We start from the raw sequence: 25,647 nt of genomic DNA, 5'->3' as shown, positions 1-25,647 counted from the left end.
CACAAACCGGCGTTTGACATGACGCAAAATGTCGCAGCCCGAAAAGCGGGCTTCGCGTTCTTTCGCCTCGAATCCGTCAAGATTACCCACGAAAGAAGTAGCTCACACGTATCGAAACGGCGATTGACGTGAATTGTGGAGAAAGAGAAATGACGAACGAGACGAAGGCACAGCCGCAGGCGAAGCCCGACCTCAATAGCCACTACCGACCGCTCGGACTGAAGGCCGTTGCGGCCGCAGCCCTGATGCTGAAGCGCAAGCCCGCCGCCAAAACCGCTTGAAAACACTAGATTTTCTTTAAAGCACACCATCCAGAGCCTGGCATACTTTGCGATGGCAACGGTCAATCCAAAAAAACATCCGGATAAATGTGCGGCGCTAATATTAGCGCCGTCTCCATTTGTGCGGCCCCATCGAGAACCGCATAACCGGCCTGTTTTATAAAACTTCCCAATCCGTAACGAAGCTGCAACCAAAACGAAGTAAAGTATTCGACTTCCACGGGACGACTGTACGGATAGTCTCGCATCGACTACTGAGCATCAAAAAAATTTCTACTTTAGCGATTCTTCCTGCTACAGCGAACAAGGCCGATTTTCGATGCCGTTGACAGGCGGTATCGGACAAATTCGGATGTTGCGGGAAAACCAACGAAGACGGGCCATGGGGGGCTTCATACGGTATGCAGGATAAAATCCTTCTGATTGAAGATTCCGTTGCTCTTTCCATGCTGCTGAAGTCGCGGCTTTCGGAGGAAACGGCAGCCGAAGTGATCCATTGTGACAGCATGGCGCAGGCCGATATTCTGCTGCGCGCCCATGATTTCACGCTGGCACTCACCGGTCTCAATCTGCCGGATGCGCCGAAGGGTGAAATTCTCGCACTTCTTGCCGACCACAAAGTGCCGGCGATCGTCTTCACCGCCACGGTGGATGAAGAGGCGCGCAAGCGCTACGCCGAAAAGAAGATCATCGACTACATCGTCAAGGATGGCCATCGCACCGTTGATGCCGTGGTGAAAACGGTCGACCGGATTTTGACCAACAGACTGTTTTCCGTGCTGGTGGTGGATGACGTGCGGACGGCGCGTTCCGGCCTCGTAGAAATCCTCGGACGGCAGAATTTCAGGGTCAGCGAAGCCCATTCGGGCAAGCAGGCGCTGGAAATCCTGTCGCAGGATCCATCGATTCAGCTCGTCATCACCGATTACCATATGCCTGACATGGACGGCTACGAGCTGACGCGCCGCATCCGCGACAGCCGTTCCTCGGAAGACCTGCGGGTCATCGGCATCTCGTCATCCACGGACCGGCTGCTTTCGGCAAGCTTCCTCAAGGCCGGGGCATCGGATTTCGTCTACCGCCCGTTCGTGCCGGAAGAATTGCAGTGCCGCATCGACAACAATATCGAAACGCTGAAACAGCTCAAACGGCTGCGCGAACTGGCAGAGCGGGATCATCTGACCGGTCTGCCGAATCGCCGCTCCTTCTTCGAGCGTACGCGGGCGCTGATGGACGTCATCAACGACAATGACGAGAACGGCGCAGTCGCCATTCTCGACATCGACCATTTCAAGAAGATCAACGACACGCTGGGGCATGATGCCGGCGACAGGGCGCTGAAGAAGCTTGCCGAACTGCTGCACGACATGTGCCATGAGCAGCGCCACATTCCCGCGCGTCTTGGCGGCGAGGAATTCGCCGTGTTCCTGCGTGGGCTCAATGCGCATGCCGCCTATCAATTCTGCGAGGAGCTGCGCGGCGCCGTCGAAAAGAACGGCCGCCAGCTGAGCGGCAGCAGCCTGGCGCTGACGATTTCGCTCGGCGTTGTGGAAATCGAAAAGGGCGAACCCTTCGACAATCAGCTCAATGCCGCAGACCAGCTGCTATACCTCGCCAAGGCGAACGGCCGCAACCGCGTCTATTCCGACATCATGATCCAGGAAGGCCTGCAGAAAATCGGTCGGAACGGGTAGGACGGGCGCAGGATGGGCAACTGTGGAGTGACCGGATGTCGATCCGCGATGACCAGCCTCGAATGCCAGCAAGCAAGCACATCAGAACAATGACATCTGGCCATCATCCTTAGGTGGCCTGATTTTCGCGAGCGGCGCGATTTCCGGCACCGGCTCGATAAGGTCAGCGCCGACATTGGCGACCTTGTTGACCTTGTCCGACACCGGGATCATCTCGAAAAAATCATCCTGAACCGGCCGCATCAGGTCGGCCACCTCGCGTGGTTCCTGCGTCTTGCAATCCAGCCAGCGGCTGAAATCCTCCGGCGCGATTACCACTGGCATACGGTCGTGAATGCGGCCGATCGCGGCGTTGGCAGCGGTGGTGAGGATGGCGCCGGTATCGACCTCGGACCCATCGGCAGAGGACCAGGTTTCCATGAGGCCGGCAAAGGCGACGATGCCGCCGTTCTTCGGGCGGATGAAATAGGGCTGCGGCTTGCCGCCCTCCTCCTTCGGCGGGCGCCGCCATTCGTAAAAGCCGGTGGCAGGCACCAGCACGCGGCGATGGCGCATGGCGGCGCGAAAAGATGCCTTGCCGATGGCCGTTTCCGAACGCGCATTGATGAGCAGGGGGAAATCCTTCGGGTCCTTGACCCAGCCGGGCAGAAAACCCCAGCGCACCAGCATGGCCCGACGGTTGGGCAGGTTACTGCCGCGCTCCTGCCGTTCACCCTCCAGCACGATCAGGATCGGCTGTGTGGGCGCGATGTTGAAACGGGCGGGAAAATCCTCAAGGCCGATCAGGTCGAGATAATCGGCAATCTCTTCCGGTGTCGCTTTGAGCACGAAACGTCCGCACATTGTCTGCTCCTCAGGCCCGGGGACCGAATAAAATGATAGCCGTGCCCGCGAGGCAGACGGCACCGCCAGCGATATCCCATCTATCCGGCACATGCCCCTCCACACCCCAGAGCCAGAGAAGCGATGCGGCAATGTAAATCCCGCCATAGGCGGCATAGGCCCTGCCCGCGGTCTCGGTCGGCACAAGCGTCAAAGCCCAGGCGAAAGCGGCGAGCGCCAGCATGCCTGACAGCAATATCCAGCCCGTCTTGCCAAGCTTCAGCCAGGCCCAGAAGGAAAAGCAACCGGCGATTTCCGCAACAGCCGCCAGGGCATAAATAAGATAGACCTTCATTCCACCGTCTTCTGCGTGCACAATCGATCCGATTCCCAAATATACCATCGGTATTCCCGGACCAATATAGACAGGCCCAAGACGGCTGAAACAAGCGAAACCATTCATGACCCTTCGTATCAAGCCCCGCCCCGCCTCCTCCGCCATCGTCCGGAATGGAGATCGGCTGCTGCTCGTGCGCCGTATAAATCCGCCGTCGAAGGACATGTTCGCCTTTCCGGGCGGGCGCGGCGAAGAGGGTGAAACGCCAGCCGAGACGGCGCTGCGCGAACTTCAGGAGGAAACCGGCATCGTCGCGCGTAAACCGCAGCTGTTTGCGACCTATGACCTGCCGTCGCGCGACCCCGAGGGTGCGCTGACGAGCCACTATTTCCTCTCCGTCTTTACCGTGGAAACGGATGCGGACCCGGCGGTGACGGCGGCCGACGACGCGGCGGATGCGGGCTGGTTCACATTGGCGGAAATCCGCCGGTTGCCGGCACCGGAAAGCGTCGTCGAATGCGCCGAGCGGCTGCTTGCATGATTGCCAGCCAGCCAGAATCGCTATTATCTAGAGGATGTCGCGCAACACTGTGCAGCGGTTTTGCGATAACGACATGCTATAGACCTAAAGCTGACCGAGCGGTCTGAAAGACCGCGATGGCCTTAGGACCAATCCGCCCGCCGGGTGTTCACGAGTATGTGTGGGGCAGAATAAAATTTTGATACGGCCAACCATTTTCCTGTCTTTTTTCCTGACCATGCTTGCACCCGCCGGGCAAGACGGCGTCGCTCATGCGCAGCCTTCGAAGGCTGCTTCCAGTGAGGTTCGCCCGCCGGAAGCACAACCGCCCAAACCCGCTCCCTATGACGACAGGCTGGCACGGCTGTCGGAGATATTGGGGGCGGTGCAATATCTGAGAACCCTGTGCCCTTCCTCCGGTCCGGAGGACTGGCGCAAATCGATGAGCGATCTTCTGGCGGCCGATACGGCCAACGAACCGGAAAGGCGCCAGCGCATGACGGCTGCATTCAACCGTGGATATCGTTCCTTTGCGGCCATCCACACCAGTTGCACACGCGCCGCCGTCATGGCAGAAGAGGGCTACCGTAACGAAGGGGCAACACTCGCCCAGGAAATTGCGTCCAGGTTCGGAAATTAGCGGATTGTTAACCTCTTTTCGCCGCAGCCCGTGCCGTTTTGATAAAAGGCTGCTAGTGTTGTTAACAGGGTGGTAAGGACTTGCCCGCCCTGTCGAGGATGAAAAATGCAGACGAGCCGTAACGAAATCGACGACATGATCGTGCATGAAAAGATGCAGGTCGCTCTGGAACACCAGAACGAGGCATGGGCTGACGGCATGGCCGACGGCATCGAGCCGGAGATCATCGCCGATGCCGCAATCGCTCTGGCCATGCGCGAAACCATCCGTATGCACGGCGAAGCCGGTGCTGAAGCAATGCTGGAATCGCTGCGCCAGCGCATGCTTGAAGGCGAATTTTCCCCGCAGCGTGTGATACAGTAAAGTCGGGGTCTGTCATGTCTTGCCTGAGCAAGGGGCTTTTGCGCTCTTCCGCCATGCTGTCCATCTTGGCTGCCTTGACCGCCGGGTCCATTGGCTTGCCCAGCCGCGCCTTTGCGCTTTCCGAGCTGAAACCCGCACAAAATACCGAAAGCGAGCCGCAAGCCCAAAGTGGCGAACAGCCGCAACGGCCCCAGGCTCCCGAGCCCGACGAGATCGAAGGTGATTCGGACGGCATTCCCCTGCCCGACCCTCTGGTCGACCGTTCCGCCGGTCAATCGACCCAGCAACCCGCCAAGCCGGGCAACACGCCGGAAATGTCGGTCGTTATCGAGCATGATATTTCAAAGGCGCCGGAAGCCGTGCGCAAGCTTCGCCAGCAGATCATCGACGCCGCCTCTTCGGGCGATATCGAAAAACTGCGGCCTTTCATCGCCGCCAGCGACAAGCAGTTCCGTATCGACGGCAATGACAGCGACGACCCGATCGCAGCGCTGAAAAGCTATTCCGGCGATCCCGACGGTCTGGAAGTGCTGGCGATCATCATCGATCTGCTTTCGACGGGTTATGCCCATGTCGACGCCGGCACCCCGGATGAAGCCTATGTTTTCCCCTATTTCGCCGGAAAGCCGCTCAATACGCTGACCGCGCCGGAAAAGGTCGAGCTGCTGCGTATCATCACGGCGGGCGATCTGGCTGATATGCAGGAATACGGTAATTACAGCTTTTACCGCATCGGCATTTCGCCTGACGGCAAGTGGAAGTTCTTCACCGCCGGCGATTGATCGCGCGGCGGTGCTTGCCGTTCTTTTGCAAAAATCCTAACTGTGCGGCATGAGCAATTCAGCAGAAGCGCGTCGCGGTTCTGCAAAGGAAACTGCGCGAAAACAAAAAGAGAGCATTTTTGCAGATTGCCTCGGGCAGCCCTCAGCGACCCTGGCCGGAAATGCTTTCGATGAACCGAACGGTGATGCCATGCCTTCCGCCTTTATTGCCGACCGCCGCCTGATCAGAGTTTCCGGCACGGGTGCCGAAGAGTTTCTGAACAATCTGATCACGGCCGCTGTTGAAAACCTGCCGCAAGGCGAGGCGCGCGCCTCTGCACTTCTGACGCCGCAAGGCAAGATCCTGTTCGATTTCCTGATCGCGCGCGATGGCCCGGATTATCTGATCGAATCGGGTGCTGCCGAACAGGATGCGCTGCTGCGCCGCCTGACCATGTACAAGCTGCGCGCGCCCGTCGATCTCAAGGCCGAACCGATAGAAGGCGTCAGCGTTTTCTGGAGCGAAAGCGTGCCCGAGGCGGGCGCGAAGGACGGCCGTTTCGCCAAGGCCGGCATCAATCTGTTCCGCGTTCCGGGTGCTTCGGCCTCGGGCGACATAACGGCATATGATGCCCTGCGCATTGAGCACGGAATTGCCGAATCCGGCCGCGATTATGCGTTGCAGGATGCTTTTCCGCATGATGTGCTGATGGATGTGAATGACGGCGTCTCGTTCAAAAAGGGTTGCTTCGTCGGCCAGGAAGTCGTCTCGCGCATGAAACATCGCGGCACGGCAAGACGGCGGGTCGTCACCGTTTCGGCTGAAAGCGCGCTTCCCGCAACCGGAACAGACATCACCGCCAACGGAAAACCGGTCGGGGCGCTTGGAACCGTTTGCGGCAACACGGGACTTGCCATCGTGCGGATAGACCGCGTTGCCGATGCGCTCGCCTCCGCCACGCCGCTCATTGCCGAGAATGTTCCCGTGACTATGGCCTTGCCGGCCTGGAGCGGCATCTCCTTCCCCGTCGTCGATCCTGCGGTACAGGCGGAGGAATAGGCGTGGCGCCCGCTAAAAGTCCGCGCGCCTGGCAGCGCATGCTTTCTGGACGGCGGCTCGACCTGCTCGACCCCTCACCGCTCGACGTAGAAATCGCCGATATCGCCCATGGTCTTGCCCGCGTCGCCCGCTGGAACGGCCAGACGCGCGGCGATCACGCCTTCTCCGTCGCCCAGCATAGCCTCATCGTCGAAAACATTTTCTGCCGCATGTGCGCGAATGCGACGCCCGACGATATGCAGATGGCGCTTTTGCACGACGCCCCGGAATATGTCATCGGCGACATGATCTCGCCGTTCAAATCCGTGGTCGGCGGCGGTTATAAAACCGTGGAGAAAAGGCTGGAAGCGGCCGTGCATCTGCGCTTTGGCCTGCCGCCGCATGCCTCGCGCGAGCTGAAGGACCGCATCAAGAAAGCCGATACGGTTGCCGCTTTTTTCGAGGCGACGGAGCTTGCCGGTTTTTCCATTGCCGAGGCACAGAAATTCTTCGGCCTGCCGCGCGGCATCACCCGCGATATGTTCGACATTATCCCACTTCCCTCGACCGAGGCGCAGAAGCGGTTCGTTGAACGCTTCGAGGCGATCGAGGCAATGCGCGTGGTCAAAACCGGCAACGCGGCTGGAGGGGTGAAATGACTTCTATCGTCGTATCGCCGTTGTCGAGGATCGCGGAAATGGCCGTGAAGCACAAAGCCCGCGAAATGGTGACGCTGATAGCAAAGGAGCAGACCTTTCACCGCCCGGCGGTGATCTCAGCCGAAAGGCACTTGACCCTTGCGATGAACGACATCAGCTTCAAGGGCACCGGCGATCTCATCGCGCCTGACGATGCGCATGTGCTGCGGCTGATCGATTTCGCCCGCGAATGGGACCAGTCCGCACCGCTTCTCATCCATTGCTGGATGGGCGTGTCGCGCTCCCCCGCCGCAGCTGTCATTGCAGCACTTAGCCTTTATCCGGATCAGGACGAGATGGCGCTTGCGCTCAGCCTGCGCACCGCCTCACCTTACGCCACCCCCAATGCCCGCATCATCGCAATCGGTGACCGCTTGCTTGGGCGGGATGGCAGGCTGGTGGCGGCAATCAAGACGATCGGCAGGGGTGCGGATACGGACGGCAACGTACCCTTCGTGCTGCCTCTCTCTAACTGACGCCTCCGTTTTTGGCGGAACCCCTGCGGCATCCAGTCGTTACCAAAGTAGAACAGCAATAAGAATCACGGGATAATTCATGGAACAACAGGCAACGGATATCATCGTCGCATCGCAGGCAGCGGTACGACAGGCGAGCACGCTGGCGGTGCAATATTCCTTTTCGATCATCGGTGCGCTCCTGCTTCTGATCATCGGCTGGCTGGCCGCGACTTTCCTGCAGCGCTGGGCTTTTCAGGGCTTGTCGCGCATCCGCGGCTTCGATGCGACGCTTGCCGGTTTCTTCGCGGGTGCCATCCGTTACGTAGTGCTTATTCTGGTGCTGGTCATGGTGCTTGGTCAGTTCGGCGTTCAGACGGCCTCCATTCTTGCGGCACTTGGCGCTGCCGGCCTCGCCATCGGTCTGGCGCTTCAGGGCACATTGCAGAACATCGCCGCCGGCATCATGCTTCTGGTGCTGCGTCCCTTCCGGGTTGGCGAATATATCGAGACTGGCGCCGTGAGCGGCACGGTGATCGAAATCGGCCTGTTTGCTACCGAGCTTAAAACCAGCGATGGGCTTTACCGCCTTGCGCCAAATTCCACCCTGTGGAACGTGCCGATCACCAATTACAGCCGCTTCCCATCGCGCCGCCACGAATTGAGCCTGACGGTTAAGAGCGACGAGGATCTGGCTGCGGCGCAGGACATGCTGATGCGTGTGGTGCGCTCGGAAAGCCGGGTGCTGTTGGACCCCGCCCCCGTTACCTTCGTCGATTCGGTCAGCGCCGACAGCGCCACGGTGAAATTGCGCTACTGGGCGCGCAGCGACAATTACTTCGCAACCACGCGTGACGTGACGAAGGCAATGAAGCTCGCTTTCGATGAGCGCAAGGCGGAATTAACCGCACAAACCGCGTGAATTGAGAGCGTCCCAGCCGCTCCCTTCTCCATACAACTTTTTCCCATATGAAAGCCGGCCCTGAGCCGGCTTTCGCCATTTTTCGCGCAAGGGTGGCGGCAGGCGCTCTTGCGTCTGGCGAAGGACGTGTTTATACGACCTATTCGTAATGTTATTACATAACTTACCCTTCGATTTATAACCACATAAGGGCCAGAAGAATGCAAAAAACCATCACCCGCGTCACCGGCGCGCTTGCAATCGGTTCCATGCTGCTGATGACAGCCCCGGCACTGGCGGCCGGAAAGGACAAGACGTCCACCGCGCATAGTCACAGCCACGACCACAGCCATGGTCAGACCGAAGCCGAGAAACAGATCTACAAGGGTTACTTCGAGGATGCGCAGGTGAAGCCACGCACGCTTTCAGACTGGGAAGGTGACTGGCAGTCAGTCTATCCCTATCTGCTGAATGGTTCTCTCGATGGGATCATGGCGGAAAAGGCAGCCCACGGCGACAAGACAGCAGCCGAATATCGTGCCTATTACGAAATTGGCTACAAAACGGATGTCAATCGCATCACCATCAAGGGCGACAACGTGGCCTTTTATAAAGAAGGCAAACCAGCGCAAGGCACTTATGTCAGCGACGGCCAGGAAATCCTGACCTACAAGAAGGGTAATCGCGGCGTGCGGTACATCTTCAAAAAGACCGACGGCGATGCGGATGCACCGCAATTCATTCAGTTCAGCGATCACACCATCGAGCCTAAAAAAGCCGGCCATTACCACCTCTACTGGGGCAATGACCGCAAGGCGCTTCTGGACGAGGTGACCAATTGGCCAACCTATTACCCGTTCCAGATGGATGGCCCTGAGATCGTCGAGGAAATGGCGGCGCATTAAGACCGCACTCTTCCTGGTTTTCCGCAGCCTGTGGTCAAACCTTGACTTGTCACGATTTCGCCTTCCCCCCAGTGGGGAGAAGGCAACCAATGCGAGTTGATACGGCCCTTTCCCAGCTCACTGCCCCATTGTCGAGCGATGCGCCCAGCCGGTCATGCGCTTTTCGAGCCAGGCCATGATCGCATACATGACGATACCTTCCACGGCGAGCATCAACAGACCGGCAAAGACCAGTGGAACGTTGAACTGGCTTTGCGCCGAACTCATCATATTACCGAGGCCATAATTGGAGGCGACGGTTTCCGATACGACCGAGCCGACGAAGGCGAGCGTGATGGCGATTTTCAGCGAGCCGAAGAAGTAAGGCATGGAGCGCGGAATGCCGACCTTCAGCATGATATCCATCTTCCTGGCGCCAAGTGCGCGCAGCACGTCCTCCGTTTCCGGCTCGATGGTGGCCAGGCCGGTCGCGACATTGACGACGATGGGGAAGAAGGAAATCAGGAACGCAGTCAGAACCGCAGGAACAGTGCCGATGCCGAACCAGATGACGAGGATCGGCACCAGCGCCACTTTGGGGATGGCGTTAAAACCGATCATCAGCGGATAAAGCCCGGCATAGATGGTTTTCGACCAGCCGATAAAGAGGCCGATGGCGAGACCCGCCGCGACGGCAATCGCAAAACCGAGCGTGGTGGTATAGAGCGTCTGCAGCGAGTTCTTCCAGATAGGCGACCAATATTGCACGATGGCCTGCCCCACACGCACCGGCGACGGCAGAATGGTTGGCGGCATTTTCAGCGCGTAGACCAGCAATTCCCACATTGCAAACAGCGCCAGCGTATAGAGCCAGGGAGCGGCCTTCACCCAGTTGACCCGGGCGATCAGCGGTTTCGACGGCGCGGTTGCCATGCTGCTTTCCACAAACGCACTCATGCCGCCACCCTCGCCTGCGCTATCTCGCCATGCAGTTCCTGCACCATGTCGTTGAAACCCTTGTCATACATGATATCAAGCTGGCGCGGCCGCGCGAAAGGCACGCGGTGTTCCGCCAGCACGCGGCCCGGCCTTGCGCTCATCACGAAAATCTTGTCGGCGAGAAAGGTCGCTTCGCGCAGATCGTGTGTCACCAGAATGATGGTAACCCGCTGCGCCGTATGCAGATCACGAATGACGCACCACAGTTCCTCACGGGTGAAGGCGTCGAGCGCGCCGAAGGGCTCATCCAGCATCAGAAGATCCGGCTCGTGGATCAGTGCGCGGCAGAGATTGGCGCGCTGCTGCATGCCACCGGAAAGCTGCCAGGGGAATTTCGAGCCGAAGCCTTTGAGGCCGACGATTTCCAGCAGGCGTTCGGCTTTGGCGACATATTCGGCCTTATGCGCGCGCAGACGCCGGCGGTGCTTCTCGACGATTTCCAGCGGCAGCAGGATATTTTCGAGCGTCGTGCGCCAGGGCAGCATCGTCGGGTTCTGAAACGCCATGCCGACAATCGAAACCGGTTCCGTGACCTGCCGCCCGGCAACGATGACATTGCCCTTTTGCGGGATATGCAGCCCCGTTACCAGCTTCATCAGGGTCGACTTGCCGCAGCCCGACGGGCCGACGACAGCAGCGAACTCCCCCTTGTCGACCGTCAGGTTGAGGCCGGATACAGCCAGCGTTCCGGCCGCCCCGCCGTAACGCATGTCGACATTGTCTATTTCCACGAGATGTGACATCGCAGTCCCCTTTTCAGCCCCCCAAGCTATTTAAAAATTGCAAACCGCCCGGACCGGCAAGCGATCCGGGCGGTCGCCGTGACCTCAATCAGGGGAGCATGCGCTCTTCCTTGGGCGGCAGGTAAGCCGCGTCGAAGACCTGCTCTGCCTTGACGTTGCCCTTCAGACCCATGGAAACTTTCAGGGTCTCGAGGGAGGCAGCAAGCCGGGCCGGATCGACACCACCCATGCCATTTTCCACCACATAGGGTGTCTTGATGTTCATGCTGTTGGCCATGTTGAGGCGTTCCAGCTCAATCGCGCTGTCGAGCGTCTCGTTACGCTTGAGCACGGCCGCCACACCCTCTTCAGGGGTCTTGACGGAATCGGCGAAGCCCTTGGCCAGCGCCTTGAGGAAACCCTTGACGGCATCAGGGTTTTTCTCAGCAAAATCAGTGTTTACAAGCACGGCATTGCCATAAAGATTCAAGCCATGCTCGGCCATCAGGATGGTCGAGATATCGTCATCGGCAATGCCCTGTTTTTTCAGGTTGAGGATCACCGAAAATGCAAAGCCGAAGACGCCGTCGACATCGCCCTTGGCGAGCATCGGCTCACGCACCGGAAAGCCGATCGATTCGATCTTGATCTTGCTGTCGTCCAGCCCCGCGACCTGCTTGAAGGCTGGCCATTGCGCAAAAGCGCCATCCGGCGGCGGCGCGCCGAGTTTCTTGCCTTCCAGCGACTTCGGGTCGCCAGTGACACCAAGCGACTTGCGGCCGACGACGGCAAATGTCGGGCGTTCATAGACCATGTAAACGGCCTTGACCTTCTGGCTCGGATCCTCATCGAGGAACTTAATCACCGAATTGATGTCGCCGAAACCCATCTGGTAAGCGCCGGTCGCCACGCGCGGAATGGCCTCCACCGAGCCGTTGCCGCTGTCGATCGTCACGTCGAGGCCTTCGGCCTTGAAGTATCCCTTGTCCAACGCCAGCAGGAAACCTGCGGCAGGTCCCTCGAATTTCCAGTCGAGCGTGAATTTTACCGGCGTTTCGGCATGGGCGCTCGTTACCGGCAGCGACAGCCCGGCAGCGGCACCGACTGCAGCAATGGCCAGAGCTCTCGACAACAACCTACGCGTTAATATCATCTGTTCCCCCTGATGGTTATGGTTGGATTGGTTGCATAAGACCCAATTCCAGCCATCAAGGCAAGATAAAATTGCATACAAAATAGCCGTTATTTTGTATGCTTATTTTAAAGGCAGCCATGGTCAACCGGCAGGCAAAAAGCCCGATTTTTGCCCATCCCGCATGCAACGAAGCGACAACAATATCGTTCACGCAGCGAACACAGCGTTCTCACTTGCCGGGGTTGCGGATCAGGCGCAGCGTGGGACAAATAGGGCCACAAACAGCAGGCAAAACGGCGGGGACGGCAAGATGAATTCTGCACTGGGCATACACCACATCACGATGATCACCCGGAAGGTGCAGGCGAATGTCGATTTTTACGCCGGCTTTCTGGGCTTAAGGCTCGTCAAACGCACTGCCGGTTTTGAAGATGCCATGCAGCTTCACTTGCTTTACGGCGACGGAAACGCCTCGCCCGGCTCGCTTTTGACCTTCCTCGTCTGGGAAGACGGTGGGCAGGGCCGCGTGGGTTATGGCCAGACGCTGGAAGTTTCACTGGCGATCGACCCTGCCAGCATTGGTTTCTGGCTGACGCGCGCGCTGAAATTCGGCATCCGCGCCGAGGGCCCCTCCGACGAATTCGGTACCCCTGTCATCCGGTTGAAAGACCCTGACGGCCTGATCGTCAAGCTGGTCGGCACGAACGCCTTCGCCGATGCCACGCCGCATGTGACAAACGACATCCCCGCAGAAGACGCCATTCGCCGGATTTATGGCGCGACGATGCTGAGCGAGGTGCCGGAAGAAACCGTGGCGTTCCTCACAAGATATTTCGGCTACCGGCAGGAAAGCCAGACAGGCGCGATCCGCCGGCTCGTAGCGCAAAGCGGCGACATCATCGACGTGCGCGACGCGACCGGCTTCTGGTCCAGCGCCCCTGGCACCGGCACTGTTGACCACATCGCTTTCCGCGCGAAGGATCTGGAAGAGTTGAACGCGGTTCTGGCCGAGCTGAAATCGCTTAATTCCAGCACCACGAATGCCCACGACCGGAAATATTTCCACTCGCTTTATGTCCGCGAACCGGGCGGCGTGCTGATTGAAATGGCGACCGACGCTCCCGGCATGACCGTGGACGAACCGCTTGAGGCACTCGGCGAAAATTTGTTCATCCCGCCACTCTTCATGAAGGACGAAGCGGATGTGCGCGTTGCGCTGCCGCAATTTTCGATGCCGGGCGAAGAACGTATCGTCTATCGCGACCTGCCCTTCGTGCACCGCTTCTATACGCCCGAAAAGCCGGATGGCAGCACCATCATCCTGCTGCACGGTTCCGGCGGCAGTGAAACCAGCCTGATGCCGCTGGCGCACCGGGCTGCTCCGGGCGCCACGCTTCTCGGCGTTCGCGGCCGCAGCACCGAAGAAGACATCGCCCGCTGGTTCCGGCGTCTGCCCGATTTCAGCTTCGACCAGAAGGATATCGTCTCGGAAGCGGAAGCCTTTGCCGCCTTCATTGACGGCGCCATTCGGTCCTATGGTCTGGATCGTTCGAAGCTGCGCTTCATCGGCCATTCCAACGGCGCAAATTTCTATGCGGCCTTTGCGGCACTCTACCCGGAGCTTGCCGGGGATGCGCTGCTTTACCGCCCGTTGCCGATTCTCGATAGATGGCCGGAAAGTGATCTTACCGGACGCAACTTCCTGCTCGTAGCCGGAGAACGCGACAAATATCGCGACAGAGCGGCAGATGTGCAAGGCAGGCTTGTGGCCGGCGGCGCGCGGGCAGAAGTGCAAATGATTGATGACGGTCACGATCTTGGGTTTGCCGATATCGAAGCGGCACGGCACTGGCTTGCGGCGTGACATCTGACGATACTGCGTTGCCTCGTGGTTTGTTCTCCCCCGCCGGGCAGAAAGCCACGGCAGCGGGATAAGGGGCAAAGGCCGTGAGATTGGGCAACGTTTTCTCCTCATCCGACCCTTCGGGCCACCGTCTCCCCGGCGGGGAGAAGAAACAAACGGCAACCTCCCGCATCCCTCAACCAAGCCTTGCATAAATTCGCCAAAACGGCTTTAAAAACAGCTTAGTAATTGGAGAGTCTGTTTGGAAATCCCGTTTCTCATCCTCGCCGTCATCGCAGCCTTCATCTATACGCTGGTCGCAAGCATCCGCAATTCAAGCCGCATCAAGTCGCTGGAGCGTGAGGTTCACGGCCTGAAGCGGCTGATGGCCACGGGGGCGGCCTCTCCTCTTGCCGCACAGGCGGAGGCGGATGCAGCCGCGGAAAACCCGGATTTCAGGGCGGAAGAAGAAGATCGGGCTTTGCCGGAAGACGAGTTCGTCGAAACGGAATATCCGTCCGAAACCGAAGTGGCCGCTGCCATGGCGCCGGCGGAGAACCTTGCCAGCGCGGAAGAGACACGTGCGCTTTCCACTGAGGCCGCATCCGCGTCAGCCCCGAAGGAAAGCTTCGAAAGCCTGCTCGGTGCACGCTGGGCAGTGTGGGCAGGTGGGCTGGCGCTGGCGCTCGGCGGCATTTTCCTCATCAAATATTCGATCGAGTCTGGGCTCCTGAGCCCGGCCGTGCGGCTTTCGCTCGCCGCCATTTTCGGCCTCGGTCTCGGTCTTGCCGGCGAAGCAATCCGCCGCAGGGCCGTACCTGGTATCGCCACCACCTATTCCAACGCCATGATACCTGGCGTGCTGACGGCAGCGGGTGCACTGACACTGTTCGGCGTTATCTATGCCGCCTACGGCATTTACGACTACATAAGCCCCACCACCGCTTTCATCCTGCTCGGGCTTGTCGCCTTCGGCACCATTGGCCTTTCACTTCTGCACGGGCAGGCGCTCGCCGGTCTTGGCCTTTTGGGCTCAATGCTGACGCCTGCGCTGATCGCCACCGAAACGCCTGATGTCTGGGCGCTGTTCATCTTCCTGACGATCTCCTGGCTGGCGACAGCAGCTGCTGCGCGCAGGCAGCGCTGGACCGTGGCTCCCTCGCTTGCCAATGCCGGTCTCGGCCTTTGGGCGCTCGGCTATGTCGCCATCGCCGACACGATCAGTGCCGCACCTCCGGTCCTTGCGCTGCTCGTCATGCTGGCGGGTACGATCTTCCTCTGGCCCGGACGCTATTTCGACACAGCACCTGCCGAAACGGGAGAAACCGTAACTTCCGGGCGGCGCGCCGTTCGCGCCATGCGGCTTTTGCTGCGCCCGTCGCTTGCCATCAATCTCACCGTCTCAATGGCCGTGATCCTGCCGGCATTCAGCTTTCTCGTCATCGGCGCCGGCATCGACCTTCATCCGGCCGTGATTGTCTCAGCGCTCATCGCAGGGTTGGCGGCCCTTGGTGCTTCCCGCCGCAACGCGGTCTGGCCCGCCATTATCGCAGCACTTGGCGCGCAGGCTGCGGTCTCGATGATGTCTCGCTCCGGGCTCGATTTCATCGGCATCATCAACGATACCTCAATTGCGCTGCCGCCGGTGCGAACCGGCTACATGGCTGAAATCGCCATGGCGCTTGGTCTTGGCGCCATTCTTTTGCTCTGCGGTTTTTCCTTCCTGAAACGCAAGGGCGCGGACGATCCGGATTTCGCCCAGCTCTGGGCGGGGATTGCAGCTCTCTTCCCGGTCTGGCTCGGAACCGCGAGCTTCGTCGAATATGGAAATCTCGGTCGTGACTGGCTGCACGCGGCCTATGGCCTCGGCCTCGGTTTCGTACTGATCGCCGCTGCCGAATGGCTGCACCGACAAAACAACGAGGCCTATCGCAAGCCGCTCAACATCCTCGTGCTCGGCTCGTTTGCCGCATTCGCGCTTAGCCTACACACGCTGACTGAGGGGCTTACGACAACCATACTGCTTTCCGTCATCGGTTTCGGTTATGTGCTGGCAACCCGCCAGCGCAACTGGGATGTGCTGCCCTGGGTCATGGCGGTGGCAAGTGTTGCTGTTCTTGGCCGCATCGCCTGGGAGCCGACCATCGTCGGGCCGCAAAATCTTGGGCTCACGCCGGTCTTCAACGCGCTTCTGCCGGGTTACGGCATTCCGGCGCTGCTCGCCATCGTCTCCGCCTGGATGCTGCGCGACTGGCCGGGCTTCCGGGCAAAGAACTTCCTGCAGGCCATCGCCAGCCTGATGGGCCTGCTGGCGGTCGCAATCCTCATCCGCCATGCGATGAATGGCGGCACACTGGACGAAAGCGTGCCGACGCTTGGCGAACAGTCGATCTACACGCTGCTGACCATCGGTTTTTCAGGCGTTCTGATGACGCTCGATTTGAAGAGCCCCAGCCCCGTCTTCCGTTACGGCTCGATGATTGCAGGCGTTATCGCCGTCATCAACGTGCTGGTGATGCATTTCTTCACGCTGAACCCCTATTTCACCGGCGAAAATACCGGCCGCATCCCGTTCCTCAACCTGCTGCTGATCGGTTACCTGCTGCCGGCGCTCGCCTATGGGGGCCTTGCCTATTACGCACGCGGCAAGCGGCCTGCGGCCTATGTCAGCCTGCTGGCCGTGGCGGGTGCCGCACTCGGCTTTGCCTGGGCCACGCTTTCGGTCCGCCGCTTCTGGCAGGGTGAAAACATTGCCAACTGGAAAGGCTTCCTGCAGGGCGAGACCTATAGCTACTCGGTGGTCTGGCTGTTGATAGGCGTATTGCTGCTCATCGTCGGTTCGCGCTTCAATGCGCGCAGCCTGCGTCTGGCATCCGCCGCCTTCGTGCTGATCTCCGTCGCCAAGGCATTCCTGATCGACATGAGCAATCTTGAGGGCGTGCTGCGGGCGCTGTCCTTCATCGGGCTTGGCGCCGTGTTGATCGGCATCGGTCTGTTCTATCAGAAAATCCTCACCCGGCAGCCGAAGACATGATCCCGGCTGAGGCTTTTGCGCCCTATGCGGCGCTTGCGCAGGACCTTATCCCGCATGCCGCCGATGCGGGCGACGGCTCGCACGATCTTGCCCATATTCACCGCGTCTTCCGCAACGCCATGCGCATCCATGCGGGCGAAGGCGGCGATGGCACGGTGCTGGCGGCCAGCGTGCTTTTGCATGATTGCGTGGCGGTGGAGAAGAATTCGCCGCTTCGCGCGCAGGCCTCACGTCTTGCGGCGGAAAAAGCCTCCGGCATTCTGGCCGGGCTTGGCTGGCGTCAGGCCGATATTGACGCTGCCGCGCATGCCATCACCACCCACAGTTTTTCCGCCAATATCGAGCCGCAGACGCTGGAGGCAAAGATCCTTCAGGATGCCGACCGGCTGGACGCCATCGGCATGGTGGGGGCAGCGCGCTGCTTTTATATTGCCGGGCGCATGGGTTCGGCGCTTTACGACCCGGCCGATCCGCTGGCAAAGGACCGTCCGCTTGATGATCGCGCCTTTGCCATCGACCATTTCGAAACCAAGCTGTTCAAGCTTGCTGATGGTTTCCGCACCGAAACCGGGCGAGAACTGGCAAAGGCCCGCCATGAGCGGCTGAAACAGGTGCTGGACCTGTTTCTCGACGAAATCTGAGGAGAAAACAGTGCGTGTTACCGAACTCAACATCTACCCGCTGAAAAGCGCGCGCGGCATTGTCCTCTCTAAAAGCGATGTTTCGGCGGAAGGCCTGCCTGGCGACCGGCGCGCCATGCTGACCGACCCTTCGGGCCACTTCATCACCCAGCGCGAATTGCCTGCAATCGCCACGGTTCTGGCACAGCACGCGGATGGCGGCATGGTGCTTTCGCGGGAAACGAATGGCGAAATTTTCGCACGACCATCCGGCGAGCGCATGGATGTGGCGGTGTGGAAATCGGTCGTCAGCGCCAATATCGCCGATAGCGAAACCAACGACACACTGTCTGAGTGGCTTGGGCGCGAAGTGAAGCTGGTGTTCTTCGACGACATCGCAAAACGCATCGCGAGCCTTGAATGGACCGGCAACGAAACGCCCGTCACTTTTGCCGACGGTTACCAGATCCTCGTCACCACCACCGCTTCACTTGCAGCCCTTAACGACAATATGCGTGCGAATGGAGAGGACGCCGTTGGCATGGAACGGTTCCGGCCCAATATCGTGCTGGAAACGGACGAGCCGTGGGCGGAGGATCGCTGGGCGGCGATCGAGATCGGCGGCATCCGTTTCGATCTCGTCAAGCCCTGCGCCCGCTGCATCATGACGACGCAGGACCAGATAACCGGCTCCCGCGATGTACCCTCCCCCATGAAGGCCATGGGCCGCATCCGCATGTCCGGCGACCGGCGGGTGCCCGGCCCGCTCTTCGGCTGGAATGTCACGCCGCGCGGCGAAGGCAGGCTAGCTGTTGGCGATGTGGCAAAGGTGGTTGAGGAACGCGCCGACGGCTGGGCGATCAAAAGGCGCTAACCCGCTGGGCGATGCATCTCACGCTCTCCTATCAAGGCTTCTTCGCACCGACGATCAGGAAAATCGGGCGGCGGTCTTCGTGTTTCATCTCCGGCCGCTCCGCCAGCAGGGCGGGATCGGGCCTCGGTTCCGCGAGCCGCGTGATCGCAAAGCCGGAAGTCAGCAGGGCGTTGAGAATGCCTGACACCGTGCGGTGATATTTGACGACATCATCCGCCATCCAGTTGGAATGGCGCACGCCCTCGTTCTGATAATTATCGAGCGGCCAGTGCAGTATTTCGCCATCTTCGCCGTAGAACCAGTCCTGTTTATCCAGCGCCGTGAACACGGGATGCTCGATGGAAAAGATGAAGTCGCCGCCGGATTTCAACACGGAGAAAACTCTCGCGAATGCCGCATCCAGGTCGCGAACGTAGTGCAAAGCGAGTGAGCTCAGTACCAGATCGAAGCTTTCCGGCGCAAAATCGATGTCCTCGATCGCGGCGCGGCGATATTCGATGCCGGGGCCGCCGTTTATCTCTGCGGCGCGGCGCAGCATATTTTCCGACAGATCGACCCCGATGACATGCGCCGCGCCCTGCTCTACGGCATGGCGGCAATGCCAGCCAAAACCGCAACCGAGATCAAGAACGGTCTTGTCTTTGAGCGTTGGCAACATGGCGCGCAGCTCATGCCATTCGCCCGCCTGACGCAGTCCCTCCAGAGAGCGTGGCATGGCGCTGTAGCGCTCGAAAAACTGCGGGTCGTCGTAAATATTCTGCTTCATCGTTGCCTCACCTTGCCCGATGGCATTTCACCTGAGTGTCTCATCAATCGCACGAATAGTGCCGTCAAGAAAAGTTGCTAGTGGGCCAGCCTTGCAAAAGATAATATTCCTCTCATCAAAGGGGAATTTTGCGGCACAGCGTCCCACGGGGCGAGGCGCTGCATCGGGAGAGTTTTCATGTCGCAAGCCACACGCCAAACCATGCCCTGGGCGATCATCGTCGCCGGGTCGCTGATCGCGGTCATGACCTTCGGGCCACGCTCGGCGATGGGCTTTTTCCAGCTACCCATGCTGGCCGATACCGGCTGGGACCGCTCCACCTTCGGACTTGCCATGGCGTTGCAGAATCTGTTCTGGGGTCTCGGCCAACCCTTCTTCGGCGCCATCGCCGATAAATTCGGTACGGGGCGCGTACTCGTGCTGTCAGGCTTTCTCTATGCGGCTGGCCTCATCTGCATGTCCTTCGGCACTTCGCCCTTCTGGCTGCATTTCGGTGGTGGCGTGCTTGTCGGGCTTGGCATTGCCGCTGGTTCATTCAGCGTCATTCTTTCGGCCTTCGCGCGGCATGTTACGCCGCAGCAACGCTCGCTTGCCTTCGGCATCGGCACCGCGGCGGGATCGGCGGGCATGTTCCTGTTTGCGCCAATCAGCCAGGGCCTGATTTCCACCTATGGCTGGTCGGACAGTCTCGTCTGGCTTGCCGTGATGATGATGCTGGTGCCGCTGCTGGCCTATCCGATGCGCGGCAATTCCTCGTCCGGCAGCCAGTCGCAGACGCAATTCAAGCAGACGGCAGGCGAGGCGCTGAGAGAAGCGCTCGGCCACAAGAGCTATCTGCTTTTGACCACCGGCTTTTTCGTCTGCGGTTTCCAGGTGGCCTTCATCACCGCGCATTTTCCGGCCTATCTCGGCGATATCGGCATCGAACCCCGCTATGCGGTCATCGCCATGGCGCTGATCGGCTTCTTTAACATCATCGGATCGCTGGCCGCCGGCGTCATTGCCCAGCGTTACTCGAAACCCTATCTGCTGGCCTATATCTATATCGCCCGCTCAATCGCCGTCACGGCTTTCCTGCTTCTGCCGCAAACGCCGCTTTCGGTCATCATCTTCGCGGCCGTGATGGGCATCCTGTGGCTTTCCACCGTGCCGCCGACCAATGCGCTGGTGGCGATCATGTTCGGCACGCGCCATCTCGGCATGCTGGGTGGCGTCGTATTCCTGTCGCATCAGATCGGCTCGTTCCTCGGTGTCTGGCTGGGCGGCTTCCTTTACGACAAGCTCGGCTCCTACGATCTCGTCTGGTGGCTCGGCGTCGGCATGGGTATTTTTGCGGCCATCGTGCATTGGCCTATCCAGGAACGACCGGCACCTCGGCCAGCAATGGCCTGAGGCTATACCGCCTTATCGAGCGCAGGCAGCACCGCCTTGCGCTCCAGTGCCTTCAACGCCGCCTGCACGAAACCGTCGCGGGCGGCGTTTTCATTGAGGCCGCGTGGATCATAGACATGGCGGTTGAGGAAATGGGCGGTGAGACGGAAGGCAGCCGCGAGGCTGTCGCGATCGGCGGCCTTCGACTGACCTTCGCTCAGGAAAGCGGGAAGCGAAAGCATACGCGCCGCATAGGGCGCCCCCGCCGTACTACAGACCGCCCTGCCCGTTTTGGGCGATACATAGATGAGATCGGTGCGCAGGCCCGTTGCCGCGCATTCCGTGAGATCGAGACCGAAACCGAGATCGTTCAGCACCGCCAGCTCGAAACGAACGAACAATTCGCCAGCATCGACCGGATCATGGAGATTGTCGAGAATGACGTCGAGCGCCTGATAGAGATGCGGATGCGGGTCACGCTCCGGCAAAAGCCGCAGCAACGCGCCCATGGCCTGCACGCCATACACGGCGGTTGCCGTTTCCATCAGTTGCGCCGCCCGCAATTGCAAAGGCTCAATGCGGAATTCGCCGAGATGGTCGTCAAGCCGCGCCCGCCAGATCACATCCACCCGGTTTCCCGCCTGCAGCACCGGCTGCATGCTGCGGGAGCGCCCGGCGCGCACCATCCCCAGATGGCGGCCGCGCAAACGGGTCATCACCTCGGCGATGACGCTGGTCTCGCCATGACGCTTTACGCCGAGAATGATTGCCTCGTCCTGCCACTGCATGAAATCTGTCCGAATTCCGATTCAAGCCTGATCATAACCGATCTGACGGCGAAACGTTATTCTTTTACGGTGTCGCGCGCCGCAGCAACGAGCGTCGTTACGAAATCGGCGATTTCGTTTTCACCGAAAGGCTTGCCCAGCAGAGGCGCATGCACGAGATCTTCGGGGAAACCACTCGTGTCGCCATAACCGCTGACGAAACCGAAGGGAATTCCGTGATCGCGCAGGTGTCGGGCGAAATCGTAACTCTTGCCGTCGGAAAGGCTGACGTCGAGAAGCACGCAATCGGCGCCATCCCGCCCTAATGCGTCCTGTGCCTGCGCAAGTGTCGTCGCAATCGTGATGGTTTCAACGCCGATGGACTGGAGAACCGCCTCGACGTCAAGCGCCACCAGATATTCATCTTCAACGATGATGCAGCGTTGTGGCACCATGTTTCTTCTTCTTTCAACGTGAAGGGAACCAGACGGATTTGCGCCGCTGTCGCCACTGTGATTTTCAAGCGCCATGTCGATAGAGTTCGCAAATTACGGACCCAACGTCATTTAAAAAAGACATGTCAAAAAAAGATCAGATGAAGGGTCTTGGCCGCTTTTCATCGTTTTGCCAACCGGCAACATGGCTCAGTCCGGCATCGTCCAGCACCAGACAGCCCTTGTCCGTCCAGCGAATCAGACCGCGATCGACAAGCTTTCTCAAGGTCTTGTTGGTGTGGACGATGGAGAGGCCGAGCGTATCGGCAACATGCTGCTGGGTTACCGGGATCGGCGTTTCGCCCTGCACGAGATTAACCGCCTTTGCCTTGCTGTAAAGGAACGCGATGAGGTAGGCGGCACGCTCGATCGCTGTGCGCCGGCCGATGCTGAGCAGGTGGTTGTCGAGCATTCGCTCCTCGCTTGCTGCAATCCACGTCAGGTCATAGGCAAGGGTCGGATGATCGGTGAAGAGGTTGTTGAGTCGCGAGCGCTCGAAGACACACAGCGTCACCGGCGACAGCGCCTCCACCGAATGCTGCATTTCCCCCATGACCGTGCCCTGCAGGCCGACGAGATCGCCCGGCATGACATAATTGAGGATCTGCCGCCTGCCGTCTTCCAGTGTTTTATAACGGAAAGCCCAGCCTTGAAGGACAGTGTAGAGATGGGCGCTGTGCGACCCTTCCATCAAAATGACGGAACCGCTTTCGACCGCCAGTTCTCCCGTCTTGAAACGGGAGACGAAATCCAGTTCGGAAGAGGAAAAGTCCCTGAAATGCGGCAGGTCGCGCAAGGGACAGTGCTGACACGGGGTGGTGGAAATTCCGTTCGGTTTTTTTGGCGACATGAATATCCATCATCGAAAAAAGGTTGCGCCCAATCGTTTTGGAACAACCCACCCGAATGCATTCGGTTCCCGATAAAAGGTTGAAGATATTCAGAATGTTCGTTGCGTGTCGTTCCGTTTCCGGCCGGCACATCCACATTCCTGTGCCTGTCACAGGAATGTGGGAGGAACCGGATGTGCCTTATCCCCGCGGAAATTCCAGGCCCATTTCGCGGAAACGCTCGGGATCGTCGCCCCAGTTTTCGCGAACCTTGACGAACAGGAAGAGGTGGACCGGCTGTTCGAGGATTTCAGACAGTTCCTTGCGCGAGGCGGTGGAGATCGCCTTGATCGCGTCGCCGTTCTTGCCGAGAGCGATCTTCTTCTGGCTGTCGCGCTCGACATAGATCACCTGCTCGATGCGCACGGAGCCGTCCTTGCGCTCTTCCCACTTCTCCGTCTCGACATGCGAGGCGTAGGGAAGCTCCTGATGCAGACGCAGGAACAGCTTTTCGCGGGTGATTTCGGCGGCGAGCTGGCGCATCGGCAGATCGGAAATCTGGTCTTCCGGATAATACCACGGACCTTCCGGGAGGGTATCGACCAGATAATCCATCAAGTCCTCGCAGCCCGAACCGTTGGTGGCCGAAATCATGAAGGTGCGGTCGAAGGTCACGTGCTCGTTAGCGGCGGCGGCAAGCTTCAGCAGGTCTTCGCGCTTCACCTGGTCGATCTTGTTGAGGCAGAGGATTTTCTTCTGCGGAACATCCTTCAGCCCCTCGAGAATCGCTTCCGCATCACCCTTCAGGCCGCGTTCGCTGTCGATCAGCAGCAGGATGAGATCCGCATCCTTCGCGCCGCCCCAGGCCGAGGTGACCATGGCGCGGTCGAGCCTGCGGCGCGGCTTGAAGATGCCGGGCGTGTCCATGAAAACAATCTGCGCATTTTTGTGAATGGCGATGCCGCGCATCACGGCGCGCGTCGTCTGTACCTTGTGGCTGACGATCGAAACTTTTGCACCCACCAGCCTGTTGACCAGCGTCGACTTGCCGGCATTGGTCGGGCCGATGAGGGCCACGAAGCCGGAGCGGGTCGGAAGGGCGATGTCTTCGCCGGCAACGGCGGGGTTTTCGTGATCGGTCATGATATCCATTCAAGGTCTGAGGTATTCAACATGCGGCCACAAGGCTCGCCATGCGCTCGATTTTAGCGCCACTATCTTTTGGGCGCTCAGTTCTAGGTGGAGCTTTTCTGCCAGACGCCTTCGCGTTCCAGCAATCTGGTTGCTGCCACCTGTTCGGCTGCGCGCTTGGAGCGCTCGACGCCGGTTTCCGGCTTTACGCCGGGAATTTCCACCGTCACGGTGAAGCTTGGATCGTGATCCGGTCCGGAGCGATCGTCAACCCGGTAAGCGGGCGTCACCGCAAATCTGGCATGCGCCCATTCCTGCAATTCAGTCTTGGCATCGCGCCGTCCGGCATCCACGCGCGTTGCGCGGCCTTGCCAGTATTTCAGAATGAACTTGCGGGATGCTTCCAGACCACCATCCAGATAAAGAGTGGCGATCAGGCTTTCGACCACATCGGCGCGCACGTTCAGCATTGCCTTGCCGGTCAGCTTCTTCACATCCGATCCGGTGCGAATGAAATTATGCAGGCCCATCTCGTCGCCGATAGCGGCGCAGGATTCGGCGCTGACAAGCTGGTTCAGGCGAACCGAAAGCTCACCTTCGCTGGCGTTGCGGAAGGTGGAGAACAACAGCTCGGCAACACAAAGGCCGAGAACGCGGTCGCCCAAAAACTCCAGCCGCTCGTAATTGCCCGCCGCAGCGGAACGGGCACTCGCATGGGTCAAGGCCCGGTCGAGCCGGGCCTTTTCCTTGAATTCATATCCGATCAACGCTTCGAGACGGGAAATCTCCGCAATCGACAGCGGCTTGGTCTTGCTCATCCCACAACCTTGAAGAGACGGTCCCAGCGCATGTTGGACGGCCAGTCCCAAATGCGGCTGAACGGCGTGTCATTACCCAGCGAGAAGAAGATGACGCTGGCGCGGCCGATCAGGTTTTCTTCCGGCACGAAACCGACATCGAAACGGCTGTCGAGCGAGTTGTCGCGATTATCGCCCATCATGAAATAATGGCCTTCCGGCACCAGGAATTCGCGGGTGTTGTCGCCGCGCGAATCGGGCGACTGGTCGAGCGTGTCGAAGGTAACGCCATTATCGAACGTTTCACGGAACACAGGTACATTGGCGCCCGGATCGGCACGGTAATCGGACGTGAAGGTGCCGTCAGGCTGCTTCGGAACCGGCTGACCGTTGATGAACAGCACGCCGTTCGTCACCTGGATGCGGTCACCGGGCAAGCCGACGAGACGCTTGATGTAATCGACTTCAGGATTGGGCGGCAGGCGGAAGACCACGACATCGCCGCGCTTGGGCTTGCTGAATTCGAGGATACGGCCGGAAAACAGGTTCGGCGAAAAGGGCAGCGAATATTTCGAATAGCCGTAGGAGAACTTGTTGACGAAAAGATAGTCGCCTACCAGCAGCGTCGGCATCATCGAACCTGAAGGGATCGTGAAGGGCTGAAACAGCACGGTGCGGATGACCATGGCCAGCAGCAGCGCCTGAATGATGACCTTGACGTTTTCCCAGAGGGCGTTCTGCTTCTTTTCAGCTTTTTCGGACACTTAAAGACCTGCCTGATTGTTTACCGGTTCCTGCGATTTGACGGAGGCGTCCGGGCCGTTGTTGCTCGCGACTGCGGCGGGGTGAAGCAATTTTTCACGCAGCCA

Annotated in this window: 28 protein-coding genes; 16 read left to right on the top strand and 12 right to left on the bottom strand. The window is 59.4% G+C overall.

The features are described 5' to 3' along the window. Positions 1–149: 149 nt before the first annotated feature. Together CRO62_RS27710 and CRO62_RS22915 are read left to right on the top strand one after the other, a co-directional pair. A complete protein-coding gene (locus tag CRO62_RS27710; RefSeq protein WP_003496883.1) occupies positions 150–281 on the top strand; it encodes a hypothetical protein in 132 nt (43 codons plus the stop codon). A gap of 401 nt (positions 282–682) precedes the next feature. After that, positions 683–1,975 (top strand): response regulator, encoded by a 1,293-nt coding sequence (locus tag CRO62_RS22915; RefSeq protein WP_097102083.1) that lies wholly within the window; start codon positions 683–685, stop codon positions 1,973–1,975. An 81-nt stretch (positions 1,976–2,056) separates the two neighbouring features. Here CRO62_RS22915 and CRO62_RS22910 read toward each other — a convergent pair whose 3' ends face one another. Continuing rightward, entirely contained in the window at positions 2,057–2,818 is a 762-nt protein-coding gene (locus tag CRO62_RS22910; RefSeq protein WP_097102080.1) for an SOS response-associated peptidase, read from the bottom strand. 10 nt (positions 2,819–2,828) lie between these two features. Next, a complete protein-coding gene (locus CRO62_RS22905; protein ID WP_097103245.1) occupies positions 2,829–3,152 on the bottom strand; it encodes a YnfA family protein in 324 nt (107 codons plus the stop codon). Between the two features lie 106 nt (positions 3,153–3,258). Between CRO62_RS22905 and CRO62_RS22900 the strand changes: the two genes are divergently transcribed. From CRO62_RS22900 to CRO62_RS22860, 9 genes are all read left to right on the top strand, one after another. Beyond that, on the top strand, positions 3,259–3,675 hold the full coding sequence (locus CRO62_RS22900; protein WP_097102078.1) for an NUDIX hydrolase: 417 nt from the start codon (positions 3,259–3,261) through the stop codon (positions 3,673–3,675). 178 nt (positions 3,676–3,853) lie between these two features. Next, positions 3,854–4,294: a TIGR02301 family protein gene (locus CRO62_RS22895; RefSeq protein ID WP_097102076.1), complete on the top strand. Its 441-nt coding sequence runs from the start codon at positions 3,854–3,856 to the stop codon at positions 4,292–4,294. Positions 4,295–4,399: 105 nt separating this feature from the next. Continuing rightward, on the top strand, positions 4,400–4,657 hold the full coding sequence (locus CRO62_RS22890; protein WP_003496894.1) for a hypothetical protein: 258 nt from the start codon (positions 4,400–4,402) through the stop codon (positions 4,655–4,657). Positions 4,658–4,671: 14 nt separating this feature from the next. Continuing rightward, positions 4,672–5,439, top strand: a complete 768-nt coding sequence (locus CRO62_RS22885) for a hypothetical protein (protein ID WP_097102073.1) — start codon at positions 4,672–4,674, stop codon at positions 5,437–5,439. A 190-nt stretch (positions 5,440–5,629) separates the two neighbouring features. After that, positions 5,630–6,478 (top strand): YgfZ/GcvT domain-containing protein, encoded by an 849-nt coding sequence (locus tag CRO62_RS22880; RefSeq protein WP_097103243.1) that lies wholly within the window; start codon positions 5,630–5,632, stop codon positions 6,476–6,478. Positions 6,479–6,480: 2 nt separating this feature from the next. Continuing rightward, on the top strand, positions 6,481–7,116 hold the full coding sequence (locus CRO62_RS22875; protein ID WP_179784604.1) for a YfbR-like 5'-deoxynucleotidase: 636 nt from the start codon (positions 6,481–6,483) through the stop codon (positions 7,114–7,116). After that, positions 7,113–7,631 carry a tyrosine phosphatase family protein gene (locus CRO62_RS22870; RefSeq protein WP_019565367.1) on the top strand — a complete coding sequence of 173 codons (519 nt, stop codon included), beginning with the start codon at positions 7,113–7,115 and terminating at the stop codon, positions 7,629–7,631. The genes CRO62_RS22875 and CRO62_RS22870 overlap by 4 nt, the downstream gene beginning before the upstream one ends. Positions 7,632–7,710: 79 nt before the next feature. After that, the gene (locus tag CRO62_RS22865) at positions 7,711–8,532 is read left to right on the top strand and encodes a mechanosensitive ion channel family protein (RefSeq protein ID WP_019565366.1); all 822 of its coding nucleotides are present in this window, start codon (positions 7,711–7,713) and stop codon (positions 8,530–8,532) included. A gap of 200 nt (positions 8,533–8,732) precedes the next feature. Beyond that, a complete protein-coding gene (locus tag CRO62_RS22860) occupies positions 8,733–9,416 on the top strand; it encodes a metal-binding protein ZinT (RefSeq protein ID WP_097102070.1) in 684 nt (227 codons plus the stop codon). A 117-nt stretch (positions 9,417–9,533) separates the two neighbouring features. Here the strand turns inward: CRO62_RS22860 and CRO62_RS22855 are convergent, their stop codons facing one another. The 3 genes from CRO62_RS22855 to CRO62_RS22845 all read right to left on the bottom strand — a co-directional run bounded on the left by CRO62_RS22855 (position 9,534) and on the right by CRO62_RS22845 (position 12,269). Continuing rightward, positions 9,534–10,352: an ABC transporter permease gene (locus tag CRO62_RS22855; RefSeq protein ID WP_003512280.1), complete on the bottom strand. Its 819-nt coding sequence runs from the start codon at positions 10,350–10,352 to the stop codon at positions 9,534–9,536. Further along, the gene (locus CRO62_RS22850; protein WP_003512279.1) at positions 10,349–11,137 is read right to left on the bottom strand and encodes an ABC transporter ATP-binding protein; all 789 of its coding nucleotides are present in this window, start codon (positions 11,135–11,137) and stop codon (positions 10,349–10,351) included. The genes CRO62_RS22855 and CRO62_RS22850 overlap by 4 nt, the downstream gene beginning before the upstream one ends. Positions 11,138–11,225: 88 nt before the next feature. Continuing rightward, on the bottom strand, positions 11,226–12,269 hold the full coding sequence (locus CRO62_RS22845) for an ABC transporter substrate-binding protein (RefSeq protein WP_065704825.1): 1,044 nt from the start codon (positions 12,267–12,269) through the stop codon (positions 11,226–11,228). 292 nt (positions 12,270–12,561) lie between these two features. Between CRO62_RS22845 and CRO62_RS22840 the strand changes: the two genes are divergently transcribed. From CRO62_RS22840 to CRO62_RS22825, 4 genes are all read left to right on the top strand, one after another. After that, positions 12,562–14,115 carry a VOC family protein gene (locus CRO62_RS22840; protein ID WP_097103238.1) on the top strand — a complete coding sequence of 518 codons (1,554 nt, stop codon included), beginning with the start codon at positions 12,562–12,564 and terminating at the stop codon, positions 14,113–14,115. A 241-nt stretch (positions 14,116–14,356) separates the two neighbouring features. Then, positions 14,357–17,128: a DUF2339 domain-containing protein gene (locus CRO62_RS22835; RefSeq protein WP_179784603.1), complete on the top strand. Its 2,772-nt coding sequence runs from the start codon at positions 14,357–14,359 to the stop codon at positions 17,126–17,128. After that, positions 17,125–17,769 (top strand): HD domain-containing protein, encoded by a 645-nt coding sequence (locus CRO62_RS22830; protein ID WP_097102068.1) that lies wholly within the window; start codon positions 17,125–17,127, stop codon positions 17,767–17,769. Before CRO62_RS22835 ends, CRO62_RS22830 begins: the two co-directional genes overlap by 4 nt. 10 nt (positions 17,770–17,779) lie before the next feature. Then, positions 17,780–18,622, top strand: coding sequence for an MOSC domain-containing protein (locus tag CRO62_RS22825; RefSeq protein ID WP_097102066.1), 843 nt, complete (start codon positions 17,780–17,782; stop codon positions 18,620–18,622). A 31-nt stretch (positions 18,623–18,653) separates the two neighbouring features. Here CRO62_RS22825 and CRO62_RS22820 read toward each other — a convergent pair whose 3' ends face one another. After that, positions 18,654–19,388 (bottom strand): class I SAM-dependent methyltransferase, encoded by a 735-nt coding sequence (locus CRO62_RS22820; protein ID WP_097102063.1) that lies wholly within the window; start codon positions 19,386–19,388, stop codon positions 18,654–18,656. A gap of 177 nt (positions 19,389–19,565) precedes the next feature. On the opposite strand from CRO62_RS22820, the gene CRO62_RS22815 reads away from it, so the two are divergent. Beyond that, entirely contained in the window at positions 19,566–20,780 is a 1,215-nt protein-coding gene (locus tag CRO62_RS22815) for an MFS transporter (RefSeq protein ID WP_065704828.1), read from the top strand. Between the two features lie 2 nt (positions 20,781–20,782). Here CRO62_RS22815 and recO read toward each other — a convergent pair whose 3' ends face one another. The 6 genes from recO to lepB all read right to left on the bottom strand — a co-directional run bounded on the left by recO (position 20,783) and on the right by lepB (position 25,542). Continuing rightward, positions 20,783–21,547: a DNA repair protein RecO gene (gene recO, locus CRO62_RS22810; protein WP_097102061.1), complete on the bottom strand. Its 765-nt coding sequence runs from the start codon at positions 21,545–21,547 to the stop codon at positions 20,783–20,785. Between the two features lie 56 nt (positions 21,548–21,603). Continuing rightward, entirely contained in the window at positions 21,604–21,981 is a 378-nt protein-coding gene (locus CRO62_RS22805; protein ID WP_025592901.1) for a response regulator, read from the bottom strand. 136 nt (positions 21,982–22,117) lie between these two features. After that, the gene (locus CRO62_RS22800) at positions 22,118–22,870 is read right to left on the bottom strand and encodes a Crp/Fnr family transcriptional regulator (protein ID WP_003512249.1); all 753 of its coding nucleotides are present in this window, start codon (positions 22,868–22,870) and stop codon (positions 22,118–22,120) included. Between the two features lie 181 nt (positions 22,871–23,051). Beyond that, positions 23,052–24,002 carry a GTPase Era gene (gene era / locus CRO62_RS22795; protein ID WP_013635798.1) on the bottom strand — a complete coding sequence of 317 codons (951 nt, stop codon included), beginning with the start codon at positions 24,000–24,002 and terminating at the stop codon, positions 23,052–23,054. Between the two features lie 83 nt (positions 24,003–24,085). After that, positions 24,086–24,799: a ribonuclease III gene (rnc, locus tag CRO62_RS22790; RefSeq protein ID WP_003512245.1), complete on the bottom strand. Its 714-nt coding sequence runs from the start codon at positions 24,797–24,799 to the stop codon at positions 24,086–24,088. After that, positions 24,796–25,542 carry a signal peptidase I gene (lepB, locus tag CRO62_RS22785; RefSeq protein ID WP_097102059.1) on the bottom strand — a complete coding sequence of 249 codons (747 nt, stop codon included), beginning with the start codon at positions 25,540–25,542 and terminating at the stop codon, positions 24,796–24,798. The genes rnc and lepB overlap by 4 nt, the downstream gene beginning before the upstream one ends. Between the last annotated feature and the right edge of the window lie 105 nt (positions 25,543–25,647).

This window comes from Rhizobium sp. AN6A (assembly GCF_900215635.1).
Taxonomy (GTDB): Bacteria; Pseudomonadota; Alphaproteobacteria; order Rhizobiales; family Rhizobiaceae; genus Agrobacterium; species Agrobacterium tumefaciens.
This window is presented reverse-complemented; position numbering and strand designations above follow the sequence as displayed.